15 protein-coding genes are annotated in these 16,213 nt (G+C 65.2%); 2 read left to right on the plus strand and 13 right to left on the minus strand.

What is annotated here, in order from left to right; all coding sequences use genetic code 11:
• From pheT to infC, 6 genes are all read right to left on the minus strand, one after another.
• A complete protein-coding gene (gene pheT / locus V3G39_12795) occupies positions 1 to 2,532 on the minus strand; it encodes a phenylalanine--tRNA ligase subunit beta (protein ID XAS75527.1) in 2,532 nt (843 codons plus the stop codon).
• A complete protein-coding gene (gene pheS / locus V3G39_12800) occupies positions 2,532 to 3,626 on the minus strand; it encodes a phenylalanine--tRNA ligase subunit alpha (GenBank protein ID XAS78240.1) in 1,095 nt (364 codons plus the stop codon). Before pheS ends, pheT begins: the two co-directional genes overlap by 1 nt.
• 61 nt (positions 3,627 to 3,687) lie before the next feature.
• On the minus strand, positions 3,688 to 4,446 hold the full coding sequence (locus V3G39_12805) for an RNA methyltransferase (GenBank protein XAS75528.1): 759 nt from the start codon (positions 4,444 to 4,446) through the stop codon (positions 3,688 to 3,690).
• A 109-nt stretch (positions 4,447 to 4,555) separates the two neighbouring features.
• Positions 4,556 to 4,963, minus strand: a complete 408-nt coding sequence (rplT, locus tag V3G39_12810) for a 50S ribosomal protein L20 (protein ID XAS75529.1) — start codon at positions 4,961 to 4,963, stop codon at positions 4,556 to 4,558.
• Positions 4,964 to 5,022: 59 nt separating this feature from the next.
• Positions 5,023 to 5,217 carry a 50S ribosomal protein L35 gene (rpmI, locus tag V3G39_12815; protein XAS75530.1) on the minus strand — a complete coding sequence of 65 codons (195 nt, stop codon included), beginning with the start codon at positions 5,215 to 5,217 and terminating at the stop codon, positions 5,023 to 5,025.
• Positions 5,218 to 5,312: 95 nt separating this feature from the next.
• Positions 5,313 to 5,897: a translation initiation factor IF-3 gene (gene infC, locus V3G39_12820; protein XAS75531.1), complete on the minus strand. Its 585-nt coding sequence runs from the start codon at positions 5,895 to 5,897 to the stop codon at positions 5,313 to 5,315.
• 404 nt (positions 5,898 to 6,301) lie between these two features.
• Between infC and V3G39_12825 the strand changes: the two genes are divergently transcribed.
• Positions 6,302 to 6,637 carry a TfoX/Sxy family protein gene (locus V3G39_12825; GenBank protein ID XAS75532.1) on the plus strand — a complete coding sequence of 112 codons (336 nt, stop codon included), beginning with the start codon at positions 6,302 to 6,304 and terminating at the stop codon, positions 6,635 to 6,637.
• Between the two features lie 16 nt (positions 6,638 to 6,653).
• Here V3G39_12825 and V3G39_12830 read toward each other — a convergent pair whose 3' ends face one another.
• From V3G39_12830 to V3G39_12860, 7 genes are all read right to left on the minus strand, one after another.
• Entirely contained in the window at positions 6,654 to 7,850 is a 1,197-nt protein-coding gene (locus V3G39_12830) for an MFS transporter (protein ID XAS75533.1), read from the minus strand.
• Positions 7,851 to 7,937: 87 nt separating this feature from the next.
• The gene (locus tag V3G39_12835; GenBank protein ID XAS75534.1) at positions 7,938 to 9,347 is read right to left on the minus strand and encodes an FGGY family carbohydrate kinase; all 1,410 of its coding nucleotides are present in this window, start codon (positions 9,345 to 9,347) and stop codon (positions 7,938 to 7,940) included.
• A gap of 34 nt (positions 9,348 to 9,381) precedes the next feature.
• Positions 9,382 to 10,389 (minus strand): NAD(P)-dependent alcohol dehydrogenase, encoded by a 1,008-nt coding sequence (locus V3G39_12840; protein XAS75535.1) that lies wholly within the window; start codon positions 10,387 to 10,389, stop codon positions 9,382 to 9,384.
• Between the two features lie 7 nt (positions 10,390 to 10,396).
• A complete protein-coding gene (locus V3G39_12845; protein XAS75536.1) occupies positions 10,397 to 11,884 on the minus strand; it encodes a mannitol dehydrogenase family protein in 1,488 nt (495 codons plus the stop codon).
• A gap of 2 nt (positions 11,885 to 11,886) precedes the next feature.
• On the minus strand, positions 11,887 to 12,735 hold the full coding sequence (locus tag V3G39_12850; GenBank protein XAS75537.1) for a carbohydrate ABC transporter permease: 849 nt from the start codon (positions 12,733 to 12,735) through the stop codon (positions 11,887 to 11,889).
• Positions 12,736 to 13,707: a sugar ABC transporter permease gene (locus V3G39_12855; protein XAS75538.1), complete on the minus strand. Its 972-nt coding sequence runs from the start codon at positions 13,705 to 13,707 to the stop codon at positions 12,736 to 12,738.
• Positions 13,707 to 15,086, minus strand: coding sequence for a sugar ABC transporter substrate-binding protein (locus V3G39_12860; protein XAS75539.1), 1,380 nt, complete (start codon positions 15,084 to 15,086; stop codon positions 13,707 to 13,709). The genes V3G39_12855 and V3G39_12860 overlap by 1 nt, the downstream gene beginning before the upstream one ends.
• A 128-nt stretch (positions 15,087 to 15,214) precedes the next feature.
• On the opposite strand from V3G39_12860, the gene V3G39_12865 reads away from it, so the two are divergent.
• Positions 15,215 to 16,213 carry a sugar-binding domain-containing protein gene (locus V3G39_12865; GenBank protein XAS75540.1) on the plus strand — a complete coding sequence of 333 codons (999 nt, stop codon included), beginning with the start codon at positions 15,215 to 15,217 and terminating at the stop codon, positions 16,211 to 16,213.

The following is a 16,213-nucleotide window of genomic DNA, read 5'->3' on the forward strand; positions in this document are numbered from 1 at the left end:
TCATCCAATTCGCTGGTAGGCACCCGTCTCTTGTTCTGCACATGCCACTGCCCGGTCACGCGCAGTGTTGACCTCCGCGGTCGTGAGGGTACGGTCTGCTGCCCGGAAGTGCAGCCGGTAGGCCAACGATTTCCTGCCGACCTCGACCTGCTCCCCCTGATAGACATCGAAGAGCGAGACCGACTCGAGCAACTCGCCCGCCCCGGTGCGCAAGGCAGCTTCGACCAAGACAGCAGCCACCTCTGCACCGACCACGAGAGCGACATCGCTACCGGCCATCGGGAAGGTGGAAACGGGTGCGGACACAGTCTCGCCAGCGCTCGCGGCGAGCAGGACGTCGACATCCAGCTCCCCGGCGACGGTGCGCCGAGGCAGTTCCAACGCCTCGCAGACCTTCGGGTGCAACTCACCGACCCATCCGACCCGTTCGCCGTCGGGCGCGCTGACCGCGGCGCAGCGTCCGGGGTGGAACGGCGCGCACTCGTCGTTACGGGTGCCCAACGTCAGACCGAGCGCCTCGCCGAGGTCGCCCACGATCTCCAGGGCATCGGTCCAGTCCGCTACCCGGCCTGCTCCCCACCAGGCAGTGCGGTCACGCTCGCCGGAAAGGATGAAGCTCAGATAGCGCGGCTGATGCGGGACGGCCTCGCGGATCTGAGCGAGGACCGTGTCCTCGGGCCGCAGGCCAGGGGCCATCGTCGGCGCGTGACCGAGTTTTGCTCCTGGCAGCGCAACTAGCCCGAACTCGAACAACGCAACGTCACGGCTGCCGCGGGATACGTTGCGCCGCAGGATGTCTGCCAGCCCCGGCAGCAAAGTAGTGCGGAAGAGGTCCGCTTCCTGCGAGAGGGGGTTGACGATGCGAACCGCTCGTCGACGTGGGTCATCGGCGTCGATACCGAGCTGGTCCAGACTCGAGGCACCGATGAACGGCGCACTCCAGGTCTCCTGCAAGCCGCGCCCGGCAAGGAGATCGGCCAACATCCGTCGACTGTGCTGCTTACGGGTCAGACCGCGACCCCCCGGGGGGGTCGGCACGATCGACGGTATTGCCTCGTACCCGCGGATCCGGGCGACTTCCTCCACCAGATCCGGCGACGTGCGTAGATCCGGCCGCCAGCTGGGCGGAATGACGTTCGCCCGGTCGCCGATCTGCTCGATGTCGCAACCGATCTCGCTGAGCACTCCGATGACGTCGGCAGCTGGGTAGTGCACCCCCACCAGGCGGGTCGGCAGATTCAGATCGAATTCGATGGCAGCGGGCGTGGATACCTCACCGACGTCGGTCACGGCCGCGTCTGCCACGCCACCTGCGAACTCGACCAGCAGGTCCACGATCAGCTGGGCTGCGGCTGACGCAAGCTGTGGATCCACACCCCGCTCGAACCTCTTCGACGCCTCCGAAGGAAGTTTGTGTCGTCGAGCGGACCGGGCGATCGTGGTGGGGTCGAAATTGGCAGCCTCGATCAGGACCTCACTGGTGCCATCGGAGATTTCCGTTGCGGCACCCCCCATCACCCCCGCGATGCCGATTACCGTCGATCCGTCGTCGGTGATCAACAGATCCTGGCTGAACAGCGAACGGTCCTGTCCGTCCAGAGTGCGTAGAACCTCTCCCTCACGGGCCCTGCGTACGACGATCGGCCCCGACAAAGTCGCTAGATCGAAGGTGTGAGTGGGCTGACCGAGCGCCAACATCACATAGTTGCTGACGTCGACAATCAGTGAGATGGGTCGCATACCGGCTTCGGTCAGCCGGGTTGCCATCCACGGCGGGGTCGCTGCACCGGGATCGATACCGCGCACGACCCGTGCGACATAGCGTCGGCAGCCGAGCTGCCCGCGCAACGGCGCGTCGTCCTCCAACCGGACCGGGTATCCATCGCCGTCACCGTCCGGCGCATGCGCCAGCAGAGCCGGAACCGGGTCGGTGAACAACGCCCCGGTCGCATGCGAGTACTCCCTGGCCACTCCCCGCAGACAGAAGCAGTAGCCACGGTCGGGAGTCACGTTGATCTCGACCGTCTCGCGATCCAGACCCAGGAGCGGTATGACGTCCTGGCCGGGTCGCAGCTGGGCCCCCGGCAGGAGCTCAGCGAGTCGGATGATGCCACCGGAACCGTCATCGGGCATACCGAGCTCGTCGGCGGCGCAGATCATCCCGGCGCTGACATGGCCGTACGTCTTACGCGCCGAGATAGCGAACCCGCCGGGCAGTACCCCGCCGGGCAGCACGCAGACAACCCAATCCCCAGCGCTGAAGTTGTGCGCGCCACAGACGATCCCCTGCGGCTCGCCGCTGCCGTTCGCGTCGCCGACATCCACGTGGCACCAGTTGATCGTCTTGCCGTTCTTCTGCGCTTCGGGGGCGGCACTGATGACCCTGCCGACGACGAGCGGCCCGGTGATATCGCTGCCGTGCAACCCTTCTTCCTCCAGTCCCACCCGAACCAGGGAAGCCGCAATGTCGGCTCCGGTCGCCTCAGCAGGCACCGCGACGTATTCGCGCAGCCACTCCACGGGAACCCGCATCAGATCTCCATCCCGAACTGCGCGTTGAAACGCACGTCGCCCTCGATCATTTCGCGCATATCGGCCACACCCGTGCGGAACATCAACGCGCGGTCGATGCCCATCCCGAAGGCGAACCCGGAATACCTGTCCGGATCGATCCCGCAGGCGCGCAGCACGTTCTGATTGACCATTCCGCAACCGCCCCATTCGATCCAGCCGGTGCCACTGCAGGTACGGCAGGTTGGGTCGGCTCCTCGACATACAAAGCACCGCAGGTCCATCTCTGCAGACGGCTCGGTGAACGGGAAGTACGACGGGCGCAATCGCGTGGTGATGTCCTCGCCGAAGAGTTCGCTCGCCAACCGGTCCAGGGTGCCCTTGAGGTGAGCCATCGTGAGGCCCTCATCGACGGCGAGGCCCTCCATCTGATGGAAGGCGGGCATGTGCGTGGCGTCCAGTTCGTCCGTACGGAACACCCGTCCGGGCACCGCGATGTAGAGAGGCGCGCCCCGTTCGAGCATTTCTCGCGCCTGCACCGGGGAGGTATGGGTGCGTAGCACCAGACCGGCCTCGGGCGGGTCGACGTAGAAGGTGTCCTGCATCTGCCGCGCCGGGTGGTCTTCGTCGAAGTTCAACGCGTCGAAGGTGAACCATTCGGCCTCGACCTCCGGCCCCTCGGCGATCTCCCAACCCATCCCCACCATGACGTCGGCCATCTGCTGGCTCATCAGCTCGACGGGGTGCCTGCGTCCGACCGGGCGCCGGGCGACCAGCAGGGTCATGTCGACCCGCTCTTCGAGCAGAATGCGTTCGTCCCGCTCGGTCTCCAGTTGGACCTGACGCGCCGTGAACTGTCCCGCGACCAGCCCGCGTGCCGCGCCCATCCGCTTACCGGCTTCCGCCTTCGCACTGGGCGGCAGCGCACCGATCTCCTGATTCGCCAACGCCAGCGGGCTTTTCGGCCCCTGGTGCGACGTACGCACCACTTTGAGCGCCTCCAGAGAGTCGGCCGCCCCGATGGCGTCGGTCGCAGCCTGGACCGCTGCGTCGATCTGCACAGGGTTCAAGGCGGCAACTTCGACCGGGTCGAACTGGGTGTTGGGGCCTGACATCATCGCGTCGATTCTGAGGGGAGCAGCACGCAGCGGAGTCTATCGACGCTGCCGACCTGCTTCATCGGGGTTGCGGCACGGCCTGGGCGCTCGCGCTCGCGTACATGCAGATCGTCGCGGCCATCGCCAGATTCAGGGATTCGGCGTAGCCGTGGATCGGTACCCGGACGACGACGTCGCACTGCTCGCGCAACTGCTCCGGCAGACCCCAGGCTTCGTTGCCCATCACCCACGCATGCGCAGACCCGAGCTTCGCGTCGGGCAGTAGCACCGACCCGGAGCCGTCGGCGGCGATGACGGTAATGCCCCGCTTGCGACAGGCATCGATCACGGACGCCAGATCAACACCGACGACAACCGGCAGATGCCACAGCGACCCAGCCGTCGACCGCACGACCTTCGGGTTGTAGACGTCGACACTGGAGTCGGTCAGGATGACCGCCCGCGCACCGGCCGCATCTGCCCCCCGCAGGACTGTCCCGGCGTTACCGGGGTCGCGTACCTGCGAGAGGATCACGACGAAACCCGCATCTGCTGCTGCGACGACACTGTCCAGAGCCGGGGCGAGCGGCACGTCCAGCGTGCGCGCGACCGCCAGGATCCCCTGCGGGTGCGTCGAGTCGGCAAGTTCACCGAGTACGTCTGCGCTGCAGTCAAGCACGGCGACGTCGGCTGTACGCGCTGATTCCAACAGCACCTGGTGCCGCTCCGCACAGGCAACGTCGACGTAGACCTCGACAGCGGTCGCAGGGGCGAATTGCAACAGCTCCCGGATACCTTGCGGGCCCTCGACGACGAAGCGGCCGGTCCGTTCACGCATGGAACGCCGACCGAGCGCTCGTACTGCCTTGACCCGCTCAGCGCGAGGGTTGGTCAGCACAGCAGGCTCAGCCGGCGTTCGATGCGTTCGGGACCTTCCTGGTACAGGATCAGGCAGCGCTCTCGGCGTCGGCCTGCTCACCCTTGGCGTTCTCATCGTGCGCCGGGACGTTGACCTTGGCGATCTCGACGAGCGCGGCGAAGGCCGGGGCGTCGTTCACGGCGAGCTCGGCGAGCATCCGGCGGTCGACCTCGATCTCAGCAGCCTTCAGGCCCTGGATGAAGCGGTTGTAGGTCATGCCGTTGGCGCGGGCACCGGCGTTGATGCGCTGGATCCAGAGGCGACGGAAGTCACCCTTGCGGGCCCGGCGGTCCCGGTAGGAGTAACTCATGCTGTGAGTTACTTGCTCTTTCGCCTTGCGGTACAGGCGCGAACGCTGACCGCGGTAGCCGCTCGCCTGTTCCAGGACGACGCGACGCTTCTTGTGGGCGTTGACTGCCCGCTTCACGCGTGCCACGTGAATCTCCTTCGTGTTGTGCTCCCGGCGAGACCGCCGGTGATGCGGATGGGCAGTGCTTACTTACCGAGCAGGCGTTTCATCCTCTTGGTGTCCGCAGGAGCGACGACAACGTCGTTCACCAACCGGCGGGCATTGCTGGAGCTGCGCTCCTGGAACTTGTGCACGTGACGCGCCCGCTGGCGCATCAACTTGCCGGACGCCGTAACGCGGATGCGCTTCTTGGCTCCGCTGTGCGTCTTCATCTTCGGCATCTGCCGGTCTCCTTCATATCTTCCCGGTCACGCAATCGACGCGTGATTCTTCCGGGGTCAGCGTGCAAATCTGGGGGCTCGCTCGCGCGAGCCGGTCATTCGGTGGTGACGGTTTCGTCGGCGGGCTCTGCCGTCTGCGCGGTCGCAGTCTCACCTGACTGGTCAGCGGCTTCGGCTTCGCGTTTGCGGCGACCTTCGGCGCGGGCCTCAGCCTTCTTCTTGACCGGTCCGATGACCATGACCATGTTGCGGCCATCCTGTTTCGGCGAGCTCTCGACGAAACCGATCTCGCCCACGTCCTCGGCCAACCGCTGCAGCAACTTGAAACCCATCTCGGGACGGGACTGCTCGCGGCCGCGGAACATGATGGTCACCTTGACCTTGTCGCCGGCGTTCAGGAAGCGCTCGACATGGCCCTTCTTCGTGCCGTAGTCATGAGGGTCGATCTTCAGCCGCAGCTTGATCTCCTTGATGACCGTGTTGACCTGGTTCTTGCGAGCCTCACGGGCCTTGACGGCAGCTTCGTACTTGAACTTGCCGTAGTCCATCAGTTTGGCAACCGGCGGCTTTGCCATCGGTGCGACCTCGACCAGATCCAGATCGGCTTCACCGGCCAGTCGCAACGCATCCTCGACGCGCACGATTCCGACCTGTTCACCATTGGGTCCAACCAACCGCACCTCGGGTACCCGGATGCGGTCGTTGATGCGTGGTTCAGCGCTGATGTCTGCTCCTTCTTCGGCTGTTCAGGCTCCTGGGAACGAGAAAAGGCTCCTCGTCACCACTGGTGCACGAGGAGCCAACGCCAAAGCTCGAGCGAGTCGTTGTCAGCGACTGGTCCAGCGCGCCATACGTCGCGCACCAGATCTGCTCGGACCGGACCCGGCAACATTGCTGTCACTCGGGTGGAAGCGGGGCTTCTCTTGCACATCGCAGCACGGACACCTTACGGATCTGCCCGTGCTGCAATCGGTGCTGAGATGTTAGCAGGAGACGCCGGATTCCTATCAATCGGCTACCGGCACGTTCTGCGATGACACGAGTTCGGCCCCATTGGGCGAACCGTGATCGCCATACTGCAGGTATGACGCACGATCCGCTGCTGGCTTCGCGCATCCGAGCACTGCTCGCGGACGAAGCGGCCACGTCCGAAAGGGCGATGTTCGGTGGATTGGCGTTCCTGGTCACGGGGCGGTTGGCAGTTGCCGCAAGCGGGCACGGGCAGCTGATGGTGCGGGTGGACCCCAGCCGGTCTGCTGAGTGGGTGGACCCACCATCCGTGCTGCCGGTGCAGATGAAGGGCCGCGCCCTGGCCGGATGGCTCGAAGTGAGCGCCGATGCCCTGCGGGAGGACGAGGTCCTGCGCGTCTGGGTCGAACGTGGTGTGGCCCGCGCCGCAGCCCTGCCGACGCGCAGCTGAAGATCTCGCAACCCAGTCAGGCGGCGAGCACGTGCTGGGCAGTGGTCCGACGGGCATGCACCCGAGGGGCGAGGGCAACCAGGAGGGCGATGACCACCCCCAACGCCGCCACTACGAGGAAACCGCCGGCGAAACCGAACCGGTCGATGGCCAGTCCCCCGATCGGCGCGCCCAGCGCCGAGCCGAGCGTCATCGAGGAACCGTGCCATCCCATTGCCTCCCCACGAGCCGACTGCGGCACGGCCCGCGACAGCGCATCCACCGTCGAGGCAATGGTCGGGGCGCAGAAGATACCGGCCGGCAGCGCCAGGACGGCCAGCATCCAGGGCGTGGTGGCAAATGCCATCGGCGCGGTCGTGACGGCCAGCCCCAACAGCAGCCACGCCGGCGAGATCGAACGCGCGAGGGCGCCGTAGACCACTCCGCCCATCAACGAACCTGCCCCCCACACCACCAGCACGAGTCCGAGGGAGCCCGCGGAGGCGAACTGCTGCATCGCCGCCACGAAAGACACGTCACTACCGGTGAGAACGATCGTCGAGGCTGCCGCAGCGGAACAGATGAGGATAAAGCGCGGTCGCAGCCACGCGCGGCGGGAAACATCTTTCTCCGTGACCCCGGTGGCGACGGTATCGTCGCGCAGCGGCGGATCGGCCCACCACAGAAGCGCCCCGACGCCGACACCCATCATCTGGATGCCGAACAGGACCCATACCGTCGAAACCGCCGTCGTCAGCCATACGACGATCAGCGGACCCGACATGAACGCCAACTCGATGACAATCCCGTCCAGCGACAAGGCCGTGCGGCGATCGGTGTCGGGCACTGCCGCGATCACTCCCTGGCGAATCACCGAGAAGGTAGGCACGACGAACAAGCCGGCCACCACCGACAGGACCAACAAGGCCCAGTACCCGACGAACGGGGCAATGGACCAGCACACCGCGTTGACCAGGACCGATGGCGCCACCACCCGGCGCAGTCCGTGCCGATCCAGCAGCCTGCCCCGCCAGGGCCCCGAGACGGCAATGGCAACCGTGCCTGCCGCGGCCACCAACCCGGCCTGGGTGTAGGAGCGGTGCAGGTGACCCACGACGTGCAGAGTGAGGATCACGCCTGCCGAAAAGATCGGCAGGCGTAGCAGAAAGCCCAGCAGCAGCACGCGACGTGCATCGCGCACGGCGAGTACTCGCCGGAATGGTCTGATCGACATGGCCGGATTGTTTCATATCGAAATTCTCGATCGGAACGATATGTGTGTCCCGTACCCGCTCAGTGCAGCCACACACGATGGCGGCACCTACCCGTGCAGCGCTGTTCTCAGCTCGTCGTACCGCCCGCGAATCTGCTCGCCCTGACCGCCTGCCGGCGCATCGATCACGGCCTCCCGACCGACCGACCACGGCGGCAGCTGCGATCCCTCACCGCTCAAGACCCACGCTGCCTGTCGCGCCGCGCCGAGTGCGACGTATTCGGCGCCTTCGGGAATACCGACCGGCACACCCAGCACCATCGGTGCGATGGCGCGGACAGCGGCCGAGGCGGCCGCGCCACCTATCAGCAGAGCCCGGTCCACCCGCACCCCGACTGCGCGCAGGTCAGCGATACCAGCGGCCAGGTTGGCGAGCATGCCCTCAACACAGGCACGCGCGAGATTCTCCGGCGTTGCGTTCGCCCGCGTCAGGCCGCCGATGGTTCCGGTGGCTCCCGGCAGGTTGGGCGTGCGTTCCCCGTCCAGGTACGGCAGCAGGACCAACCCGCCTGCCCCAGCATCCGCGGCCAACGCGAGGCGGTCCAGTCCTGCGAGGTCGGTCCCGAGCATCGCCGCGCCGGCGCTCAGCACCCGCGCCGCATTCAGGGTGCACATCAACGGCAGATGCCCACCGGCAGCGTCCGCGAAACCCGCGACAGCACCACTGGCATCCCCGGAAGGTCGATCGTGGGCCGCATACACAGTGCCACTGGTGCCCAGTGAGACCACCGCCTCGCCGGGCTGCAATCCCAACGACAGTGCAGCAGCCATGTTGTCTCCGGTTCCCGGAGCGACGAGGATGCCCGCAGTCGTGCGGCCTGCGACACCGTTCGGGGCAAGCACGTGCGGTAGCTGCACCTGCCGGCCGCATGCGCGGTACACGAGATCCTCGTCGTACTTCTCCGAAACCGGAGACCAGTACCCCGTCCCGGAGGCATCACCGCGATCGGTCGTCCAACGCTCGAATCCGCCGTCTGACTGCAGGATCCGGCCGGTGAGCCAGTCGTGCGGGAGAAGGACGCGCTCGGTCCGCGCCACGTTGTCAGGCTCGTGATCGGCCAGCCACCTCAGCTTCGCGACGGTGAAGGCTGCCAGCGGCACGACATCCACCCGGTCCACCCACGCCTGCGGTCCACCGAGCTCCAGCACGAGGTCACGCGCAGCCTCGGCCGACCTCGTGTCGTTCCACAGCAGAGCATCCCGGACCAGCTGATCGTCGCCATCGAGGGTGACCATGCCGTGCTGCTGGCCACCGACAGACAGCGCCAGGACCCCGTCCAGCATGCCGTCGGCGCTCACCTGTTCCCACGCCCGCCACCAGTGCAGGGCGGAGACCTCGGTGCCGTCGGGATGGGCAGCACGGGCCTGCCGCACGACGTCGCCGGTCTCCGCGTCACAGACGACGATCTTGGCTGACTGCGTGGACGAATCGAGACCGGCGACAAGGGGCCGAGGCATCTGAATCCTTTGACTAGGAGTAGGGAGGAGAGGCTCAGTCGGCTGGTCGGACCATGGCCTTCAGGAACGACGGGTCCTTCTTGGCAGCCTGCAGCGCGTCGGGCACCTGATCGAGACCGAAGTAACCGCTGACGAGGGCATCCAGATCGATCGCCCCCGATGCGGCCAACTCGATGGCGGCCGGCCAGGTCCCGGCATACCGGAACGTGCCGGTGATGATGAGCTCGCGCTCCTGCACCCGCGACAACGGCAGATTCAGTTCGTCACCGCCCATTCCCACCAGGATCGCCCGTCCTGCCGGCGCCAGAGCCTTGATCCCGTCGATGGTCGCGCCGGGGTGGCCACTGCCTTCCAGCAGGACCGTCGGCTCCTGCAGCTGTGAGTCTGCAAAGGACCCGTGCACGACGTCAGTCGCGCCCATCCGGGACGCGACGACCAACCGCTGCTCGTTGATGTCGCAGGCGTAAACCTTTGCGGCACCGAGCGCGCGGGCAACCGCAACCATCAGCAGACCGACCGGACCGGCACCTGTGACGAGCACGACGTCGCCTGCCGTTACCGAAGCGCGCTGAGCTGCCCACAACGCCACCGACAGCGGCTCGATCAATGCGGCAGCATCATCGGACAGCGCGTCGGGGACCGGGTGAGCGAACGCGTGGTGGGTCAGTACCAACTCAGCAAAGGCCCCGTCGAACGGCGGGGTCGCATAGAACTCCACCTTCGGGCACAGGTTGTAGTGCCCGGACAGGCAGTACTGACACGAACGGCAGGGCACGCCCGGCTCGATGCTCACCCGCTGGCCCACTCGGCTCGGATCGACGTCCGAGCCGACCTGCTCGATGACCCCCGACGCCTCGTGACCGAGGATCAGCGGCTCGCGGACCACGTAGCTACCGATCCGGCCGTGCTCGAAATAGTGCACATCCGAACCACACACACCGACCGAGGCAACTCGGACCAGAACTTGCTCGGGTCCCGGCTCGGGTGCCGGACGGTCGGTGACCTCTGTCTCGCCGGCCTTGTTCAGCACGCTTACGCGCATAACATCCTCATCTTTGGGTTAGTCGCTCTTCCAGGGCACGCAATGTCGCCAGCGCGCCGATCTCGTGCAGCGATGTGAGAGCTTCTTGATAGGGCCGGGTGAACTCCTCGTGCGCGGCGAGGTCACCGAACAAGGTGGTGTCGCGCACGAACGCCAAGGGGTCCCCGGCGTCGGACGCCGCACGCATCACGGCCTCCTTGCGGTGGTCGACGATCTCGATCGGCTGACCCGTCTCGTCCACGCCCTGCGCATACCGCGCCCAGGAGGCGACCACGAGGGCAGATCGGTCAACACGTCGACCGGCCGCAATATTCGCAGCGATCACGGGGACCAACCACTTCGGAATGCGATCGGAGCTCTCGGCGCACAGCCTGGCGAGGGTGTCGCGCACCTCGGGGTTGGCGAATCGCGCGACAAGCTCGGTGCGGTACGCAGCCAGGTCGACACCGGGTACCTCCGGAAGTGTCGGACTGCCCTCGAATTCCATGTAGCCCAGCAGGAAGCGCACGAACAACGGATCACTGGCGACATCATGCGCGTAGCGGTACCCCGACAGGTATCCCAGATAGCACAACGCCTGATGGCTGGCGTTCAACAGCCTGAGCTTCATCAGTTCGTACGGGATGACGTCGTCGACAACCTGTACGCCGGCGTCCTGCCATGGTGGCCGCCCGTCGACGAACCTGTCCTCCAGCACCCACTGGGTGAAAGGTTCGCACACGACCGGCCATCCGTCACCAACTCCGAAGCGTTGCTCCAACGCCTCGATGTCGGCGGGTGTCGTTACCGGCGTGATGCGGTCGACCATGCAGTTGGGGAAGGAGGCCTGCTCATTGATCCAATCCGCCAGATCGTCGTCCTTGAGCCGTGCGAAGGCGACAACCGACAGGTGCGCGGTGTCGCCGTTGCCGGGCAGGTTGTCGCATGTCATCACCGTGAACGGGGTGGTACCCGCCGCTCGACGACGACGTAACGCCTCGACGATGAAGCCGAACGCCGTACTGGGAGGTGCAGCCTCCAGCAGATCACCCTGAATCGAGGGGTGGTCCGCCTCGAACTGCCCGGTCACCTGATCGATGAGGTAACTACCCTCTGTGATCGTCAGTGACACGATCCGGACTGCGGGATCAGCCAGTTGGACCAGCACCGCCTCAGGGTCACTCGGCGCGTGCAACATGCGCATCAGCGACCCGATCACGCGCGGTTCGAGGCTGCCGTCCGGGTGTTTCTGAACCAGCGTGTACAGGCCGTCCTGCTCGTTCAGGATGTCCACGATGCGCTGGTCATGGGGCAGGACGCCGACTCCGACAATGCCGAAGTCGAGCGCCTGTCCGCTGTTCATCAAGGCGTCCAGGTACATCGCTTCATGAGCGCGGTGAAACCCGCCGACACCAAGATGCACGATCCCCGCAGTCATCGCGGAACGGTCGTACGTCGGGCGCGCTACCCGGTCGTCCAGTTCGCCAAGAGTGGCCTGCGAAAGGGCTGCCGTCACAGCTACTTCACCGCGCCGAGGGACAGACCCTGCACGAGCTTGTCCTGCGCCGCGAAGCCGGCGATGAGAACAGGCAGCGAGATCGCGACGGATGCCGCACACACCTTTGCCAGGAACAAGCCCTGACTGGTCACGAAGCCGGTCAGGAATACCGGTGCCGTCTGGGCGGTCGTACCGCCCAACGTGTTCGCCAGGAGCAACTCGTTCCAGCTGAAGATGAAGCAGATCAGCGCAGCTGATGCCAGACCGGGCATCACCAGCGGGATGATGATCTTGTACATCTGTTTGACGAATCCTGCTCCGTCGACCTGCGAGGCCTCGAGGATCTCGATCGGCATCTCGGCCAGGAACGATCTCAACATCCAGATCGCGATCGGCAGGTTCATCGCCGTGTAGATGATCACCATCGCCCACACGCTGCCCAGCAGGCCGGTGTTCTTGGCGACGAGATAGAGCGGGAGAAGGCCCGCCACGACCGGCATGAACTTGGTGGACAGGAAGAAGAACATCACGTCGGTCCACTTCTTGACCGGCCTGATCGACAGCGCGTACGCCGCCGGGAGTGCGAGCGCCAGCACGAACAGCGTCGACACCACTGAGGCGGTGAGCGAGTTCAGCAGCGGCCCGACGGGGTGCGCCGCCCAGAAACTACTGAAACCGGATGTCGACAGCGCTGCGAAGAACGCCGGGGGGTTCTTCGCCGCGTCGTTCTCACTGTGGAACGCGGTCAGCACCATCCAGAGGATCGGGATGATGAACAGAATTCCGGTGATCCAGGCAGCAAAGCTCAGAATCACCCCCGAGCGCTTGTTCTGTCCTACCGTCCGACTCACATAAGCGTTGCCAGCCATTCAGCTCTCCTCCTTGAGAACCGTCAGCACGGTCCGCAGCGCGAATGTAGCGATGATGATCGTGCCGATGACGGTGATGACCCCTGCGGCCGAGGCAGTTCCGTACTCTCCGGTGCCGGCGAAGAATGCCTGCTGGATGTAGTACGGCAGGTTCGCGGTGTTCTGCCCACCTGAGGTGATGGTGAAGACGGCCTCGAAGTTCTGAACGATATAGATAGCACCGAGCAGGCCCGCCAATTCGATGTACCGCCGCATGTGCGGCAGGGTCATCTTGGTGAAGATCTGCCAGGAGTTGGCGCCGTCGACCTTGGCAGCCTCGATGACATCCATCGGGCGACCCTGCAGGCCGGCCAACAGGATCAGCATCATGAACGGTGTCCACTGCCACACCAGCGAGACGACGATCGAACCCAACGGGTGACTGTTGATCCAGACCGGCTGCGGTGGATTGTTATCACCGAACCACCCCCAGACCATCGTGATGATGCCGTTGAAGAAACCGTTCTGGGCATCCAGCAGGGCATGTTTCCAGACCAGGGCAGCAGCTTCGGGAACGATGAGGAACGGAGCGATCATCATCGTGCGCACCACGCCGCGGCCCTTGAAGGTGCGGTCCAGCAGCAGCGCGATACCGATACCGAGAACCAGACTGATCCCCACGACCAGCAAGGTCAGCTTGATCGTGGTGAACACCGCAGACCGAGCGGCGTCGTCCTGGAAGACGGTCCTGAAATTGTCGAGTCCAGCAAAGCCCTGGTTACCGCTGAAGGCGGTGTATTTGCTGAAGGCGATGAAGATGGTCGCGAGGAAGGGCAGCTGCGTCATGATGATGACGAAAATCAACGCCGGCATCAGCGGAGTACGCCGCACCCAATTGTCGCGACGCTCGCGCCGCTTGAGTTCTTTGTCCGCACCAGGCGGTGCCGTGGGGGCTTCCACGGCACCGCTGGAGTCGAGACTTGCAGTGGTCATTACTTCTTGTATTCCTTGACGCCGTTCTGAGCGATCTTCTGGCTCGCGTCGAGCGCGGCCTGGACCGTGGTGCTACCCGCGATCGCGTTGGAGATCTGCTGGCTGACGGTCTGCCCGAAGTCGGTGAACTGAGCAACACCCACGAACTGGATGCCGGGCACCGGCGGGTGGGTCGGGCGGTTGGAGCCGTCCGGAACCGCGGCGTTGATGGCAGCCAGGGTCGGCTTTGCGAAATTGCTGGCGACCTTCAGGTACTCGGGGTTGTCGTAGAGCGACGCACGGGCGCCCGCCGGAACATTCGCCCAGCCCATGCCGGCACCGCTACCGGCGCCGATCACCGCGGGGAATCCCTTACCGCTGGCCCAGGAGATGAACTTCCAGGCAGCGTCCTGGTTCTTGGAGGCCTTCTCAACACCCCAGGCCCACGTGTAGAGCCAGCCGGCGTTCTTGACCTGGTCCACCGGTGCGGCGACGTATCCCATGTCATTGGCGTACTTCGACGTCGAGAACGTTCCGGCCGCCGATGTCGCGTCGTACCACATGGCTGCCTGGCCCTGGATCATCGCGTTGTCGCACTCGGTGAAGCCGGACTGGGCTGCACCCTTCTCGCCGTACTTCTGGACCAGGTTTACATAGAACTCCGTGGCCTTCTTGAATCCGCCGGTGTTGAGCTTTGCGTCCCAGTTCTTGTCGAACCAGGTGCCGCCGAAGGTGTTGACAACGGTCGTCAACGGCGCCATCACCTGGCCCCAACCGACCGCGCCGCGTAGGCAGATGCCGGCGACCTTCCCGGGCTTGTTCAGCTTCTGGGCAAAGCCCGCGATCTGCTGCCAGGTCGGGTTCTCCGGCATCGTCAGACCGGCGGCCTTGAACAGGTCTTTGCGGTACATGGTGAAGGAGGACTCGCCGTAGAACGGTTCGCCGTAGATCTTTCCGTCGACTGTCAGCGACTTGGCCATCGGCTTGAGGATGTCGCCCTGATCGAAGTCCTTCCCGTCGAAGCTGGCCTTGGGGTCGGTCGTGTACTTCGTGAGGTCGGCGACCCAGCCCTTCTTGGCATAGATCGGGATCTCGAAGTTGGACAGGGTGGCCAGGTCGTACTGACCGGCCTGCTGAGAGAACTCGGTGCCGGCGGTGGCTCGCAGGTCGTTCTCCGGCTTCAGCGTGAGCTTGACCTTGATACCGGTCGTCTTCTCGAACTGGGGGATGACCTTCTGCAAGGCAACCATCTGAGGATTGTTGACCAGCAGAACGTTGAGCGACTTGTTGCCGCCTCCGCCACCGCCGCCGCCCCCACTGCTCGCCGAACATGCGGACAAACCCGTTCCTACCAAGCTGACGACGGCCACGCCGATTGCTGCCCGTGATACGACTCGCATGAGATCTCGTTCCGTTAAGTGCTCATATGAGCACGGATTGCTCAGATGAGAGTAGTGTTACAGATCACATGGCCGGAGCGCGACAAGCTGAGGTCGCGATTCGATAACGACTGCGGGAGCAAACGGACATGGACGCACCGGCTGGACCGGCCGAACAGCTGCGCGGCAGTGCGCAACTGGATGAACGTGCCACCCGGGAGATGCTCGTCACGGTTGCCCGCCGGTACTACCTCGAGGATGCGAGCAAGGTAGCCATTGCTGCCGAGCTCGGGATCTCCCGCTTCCGTGTCGCACGGCTCCTGACGCTGGCCCGGGAAGCCGGTGTGGTCCGTATTCGCGTCGAGTCCGGCCCCGGCGACCATGGTGAGCTCGCCGCGGCGATCACCGAACGCCTTGGTCTTCGCCGGTGCGCTGTGCTCAACGGCGCGGCGGGTGACAGCTCCCCCCAGGCCCGTCGGATCCGACTCGGGGAACTGGCAGCAGCAGAGTTGTCCGCCGTGCTGACGCCTTCGGACGTGCTCGGTCTGCCCTGGTCGCGATCCGCGTCAGCCACGGTGGCTGCACTACGAACGCTGCCGCCGATCGATATCGTCCAGCTGAGCGGAGCGCGGTACGAGCCCGGCGCAGACCAAATCGCATCGCCCGCAGATATGGTCCGGGATCTGGCCGCTATGGGCGGCGGGCGCAGTTACCGCTTTCACGCGCCGTTCGTCGCGCCTGACCGCGCTGCGGCCGACTACCTACGCAAGGACCCTGCCTTCATCGCAGCCCACGAGCACGTCACGTCGGTCACCGTCGCCATCGTCGGCGTCGGCGTGTTCGAACCCGAACTGTCCACCCTTTACGGGGCCGCATCTGCTGCGGAAATCGAGGAACTACGCGCCGGCGGTGCAGTCGGCGAAGTCAGCGGAGTGTTCGTCGACGCATTCGGCGACAATGTCGCAAGCCAGTTCGCCCGCCGCCTGTTGACGACCAGCGACGTGGAGCTGCGGGCGATACCGAACGTCATCGGGGTGTGTATGGGTGCCGAACGGGCCGCAGCGGTGACTGCCGCGTGTCGCGGCGGACTGCTGAACTCCCTGGTCCTTGATGTCCCGCTTGCGCAGGAACTGCTGTCTGCCGACTAA

It is taken from the genome of Dermatophilaceae bacterium Sec6.4, from assembly GCA_039636865.1.
In the GTDB taxonomy this organism is placed as follows: Bacteria; Actinomycetota; Actinomycetes; order Actinomycetales; family Dermatophilaceae; genus Allobranchiibius.

Excerpts from the sequence above, each read along its gene's own strand:
- V3G39_12830 (XAS75533.1), bottom strand. The coding sequence starts at position 7,850 with ATGTCGATCAGACCATTCCGGCGAGTACTCGCCGTGCGCGATGCACGT.
- rpmI (XAS75530.1), bottom strand. The coding sequence starts at position 5,217 with ATGCCGAAGATGAAGACGCACAGCGGAGCCAAGAAGCGCATCCGCGTT.
- V3G39_12865 (XAS75540.1), top strand. The coding sequence starts at position 15,215 with ATGGACGCACCGGCTGGACCGGCCGAACAGCTGCGCGGCAGTGCGCAA.
- V3G39_12805 (XAS75528.1), bottom strand. The coding sequence starts at position 4,446 with ATGCGTGAACGGACCGGCCGCTTCGTCGTCGAGGGCCCGCAAGGTATC.
- V3G39_12825 (XAS75532.1), top strand. The coding sequence starts at position 6,302 with ATGACGCACGATCCGCTGCTGGCTTCGCGCATCCGAGCACTGCTCGCG.
- pheS (XAS78240.1), bottom strand. The coding sequence starts at position 3,626 with ATGTCAGGCCCCAACACCCAGTTCGACCCGGTCGAAGTTGCCGCCTTG.
- V3G39_12840 (XAS75535.1), bottom strand. The coding sequence starts at position 10,389 with ATGCGCGTAAGCGTGCTGAACAAGGCCGGCGAGACAGAGGTCACCGAC.
- V3G39_12850 (XAS75537.1), bottom strand. The coding sequence starts at position 12,735 with ATGGCTGGCAACGCTTATGTGAGTCGGACGGTAGGACAGAACAAGCGC.
- V3G39_12835 (XAS75534.1), bottom strand. The coding sequence starts at position 9,347 with ATGCCTCGGCCCCTTGTCGCCGGTCTCGATTCGTCCACGCAGTCAGCC.
- pheT (XAS75527.1), bottom strand. The coding sequence starts at position 2,532 with ATGCGGGTTCCCGTGGAGTGGCTGCGCGAATACGTCGCGGTGCCTGCT.
- V3G39_12860 (XAS75539.1), bottom strand. The coding sequence starts at position 15,086 with ATGCGAGTCGTATCACGGGCAGCAATCGGCGTGGCCGTCGTCAGCTTG.
- V3G39_12855 (XAS75538.1), bottom strand. The coding sequence starts at position 13,707 with ATGACCACTGCAAGTCTCGACTCCAGCGGTGCCGTGGAAGCCCCCACG.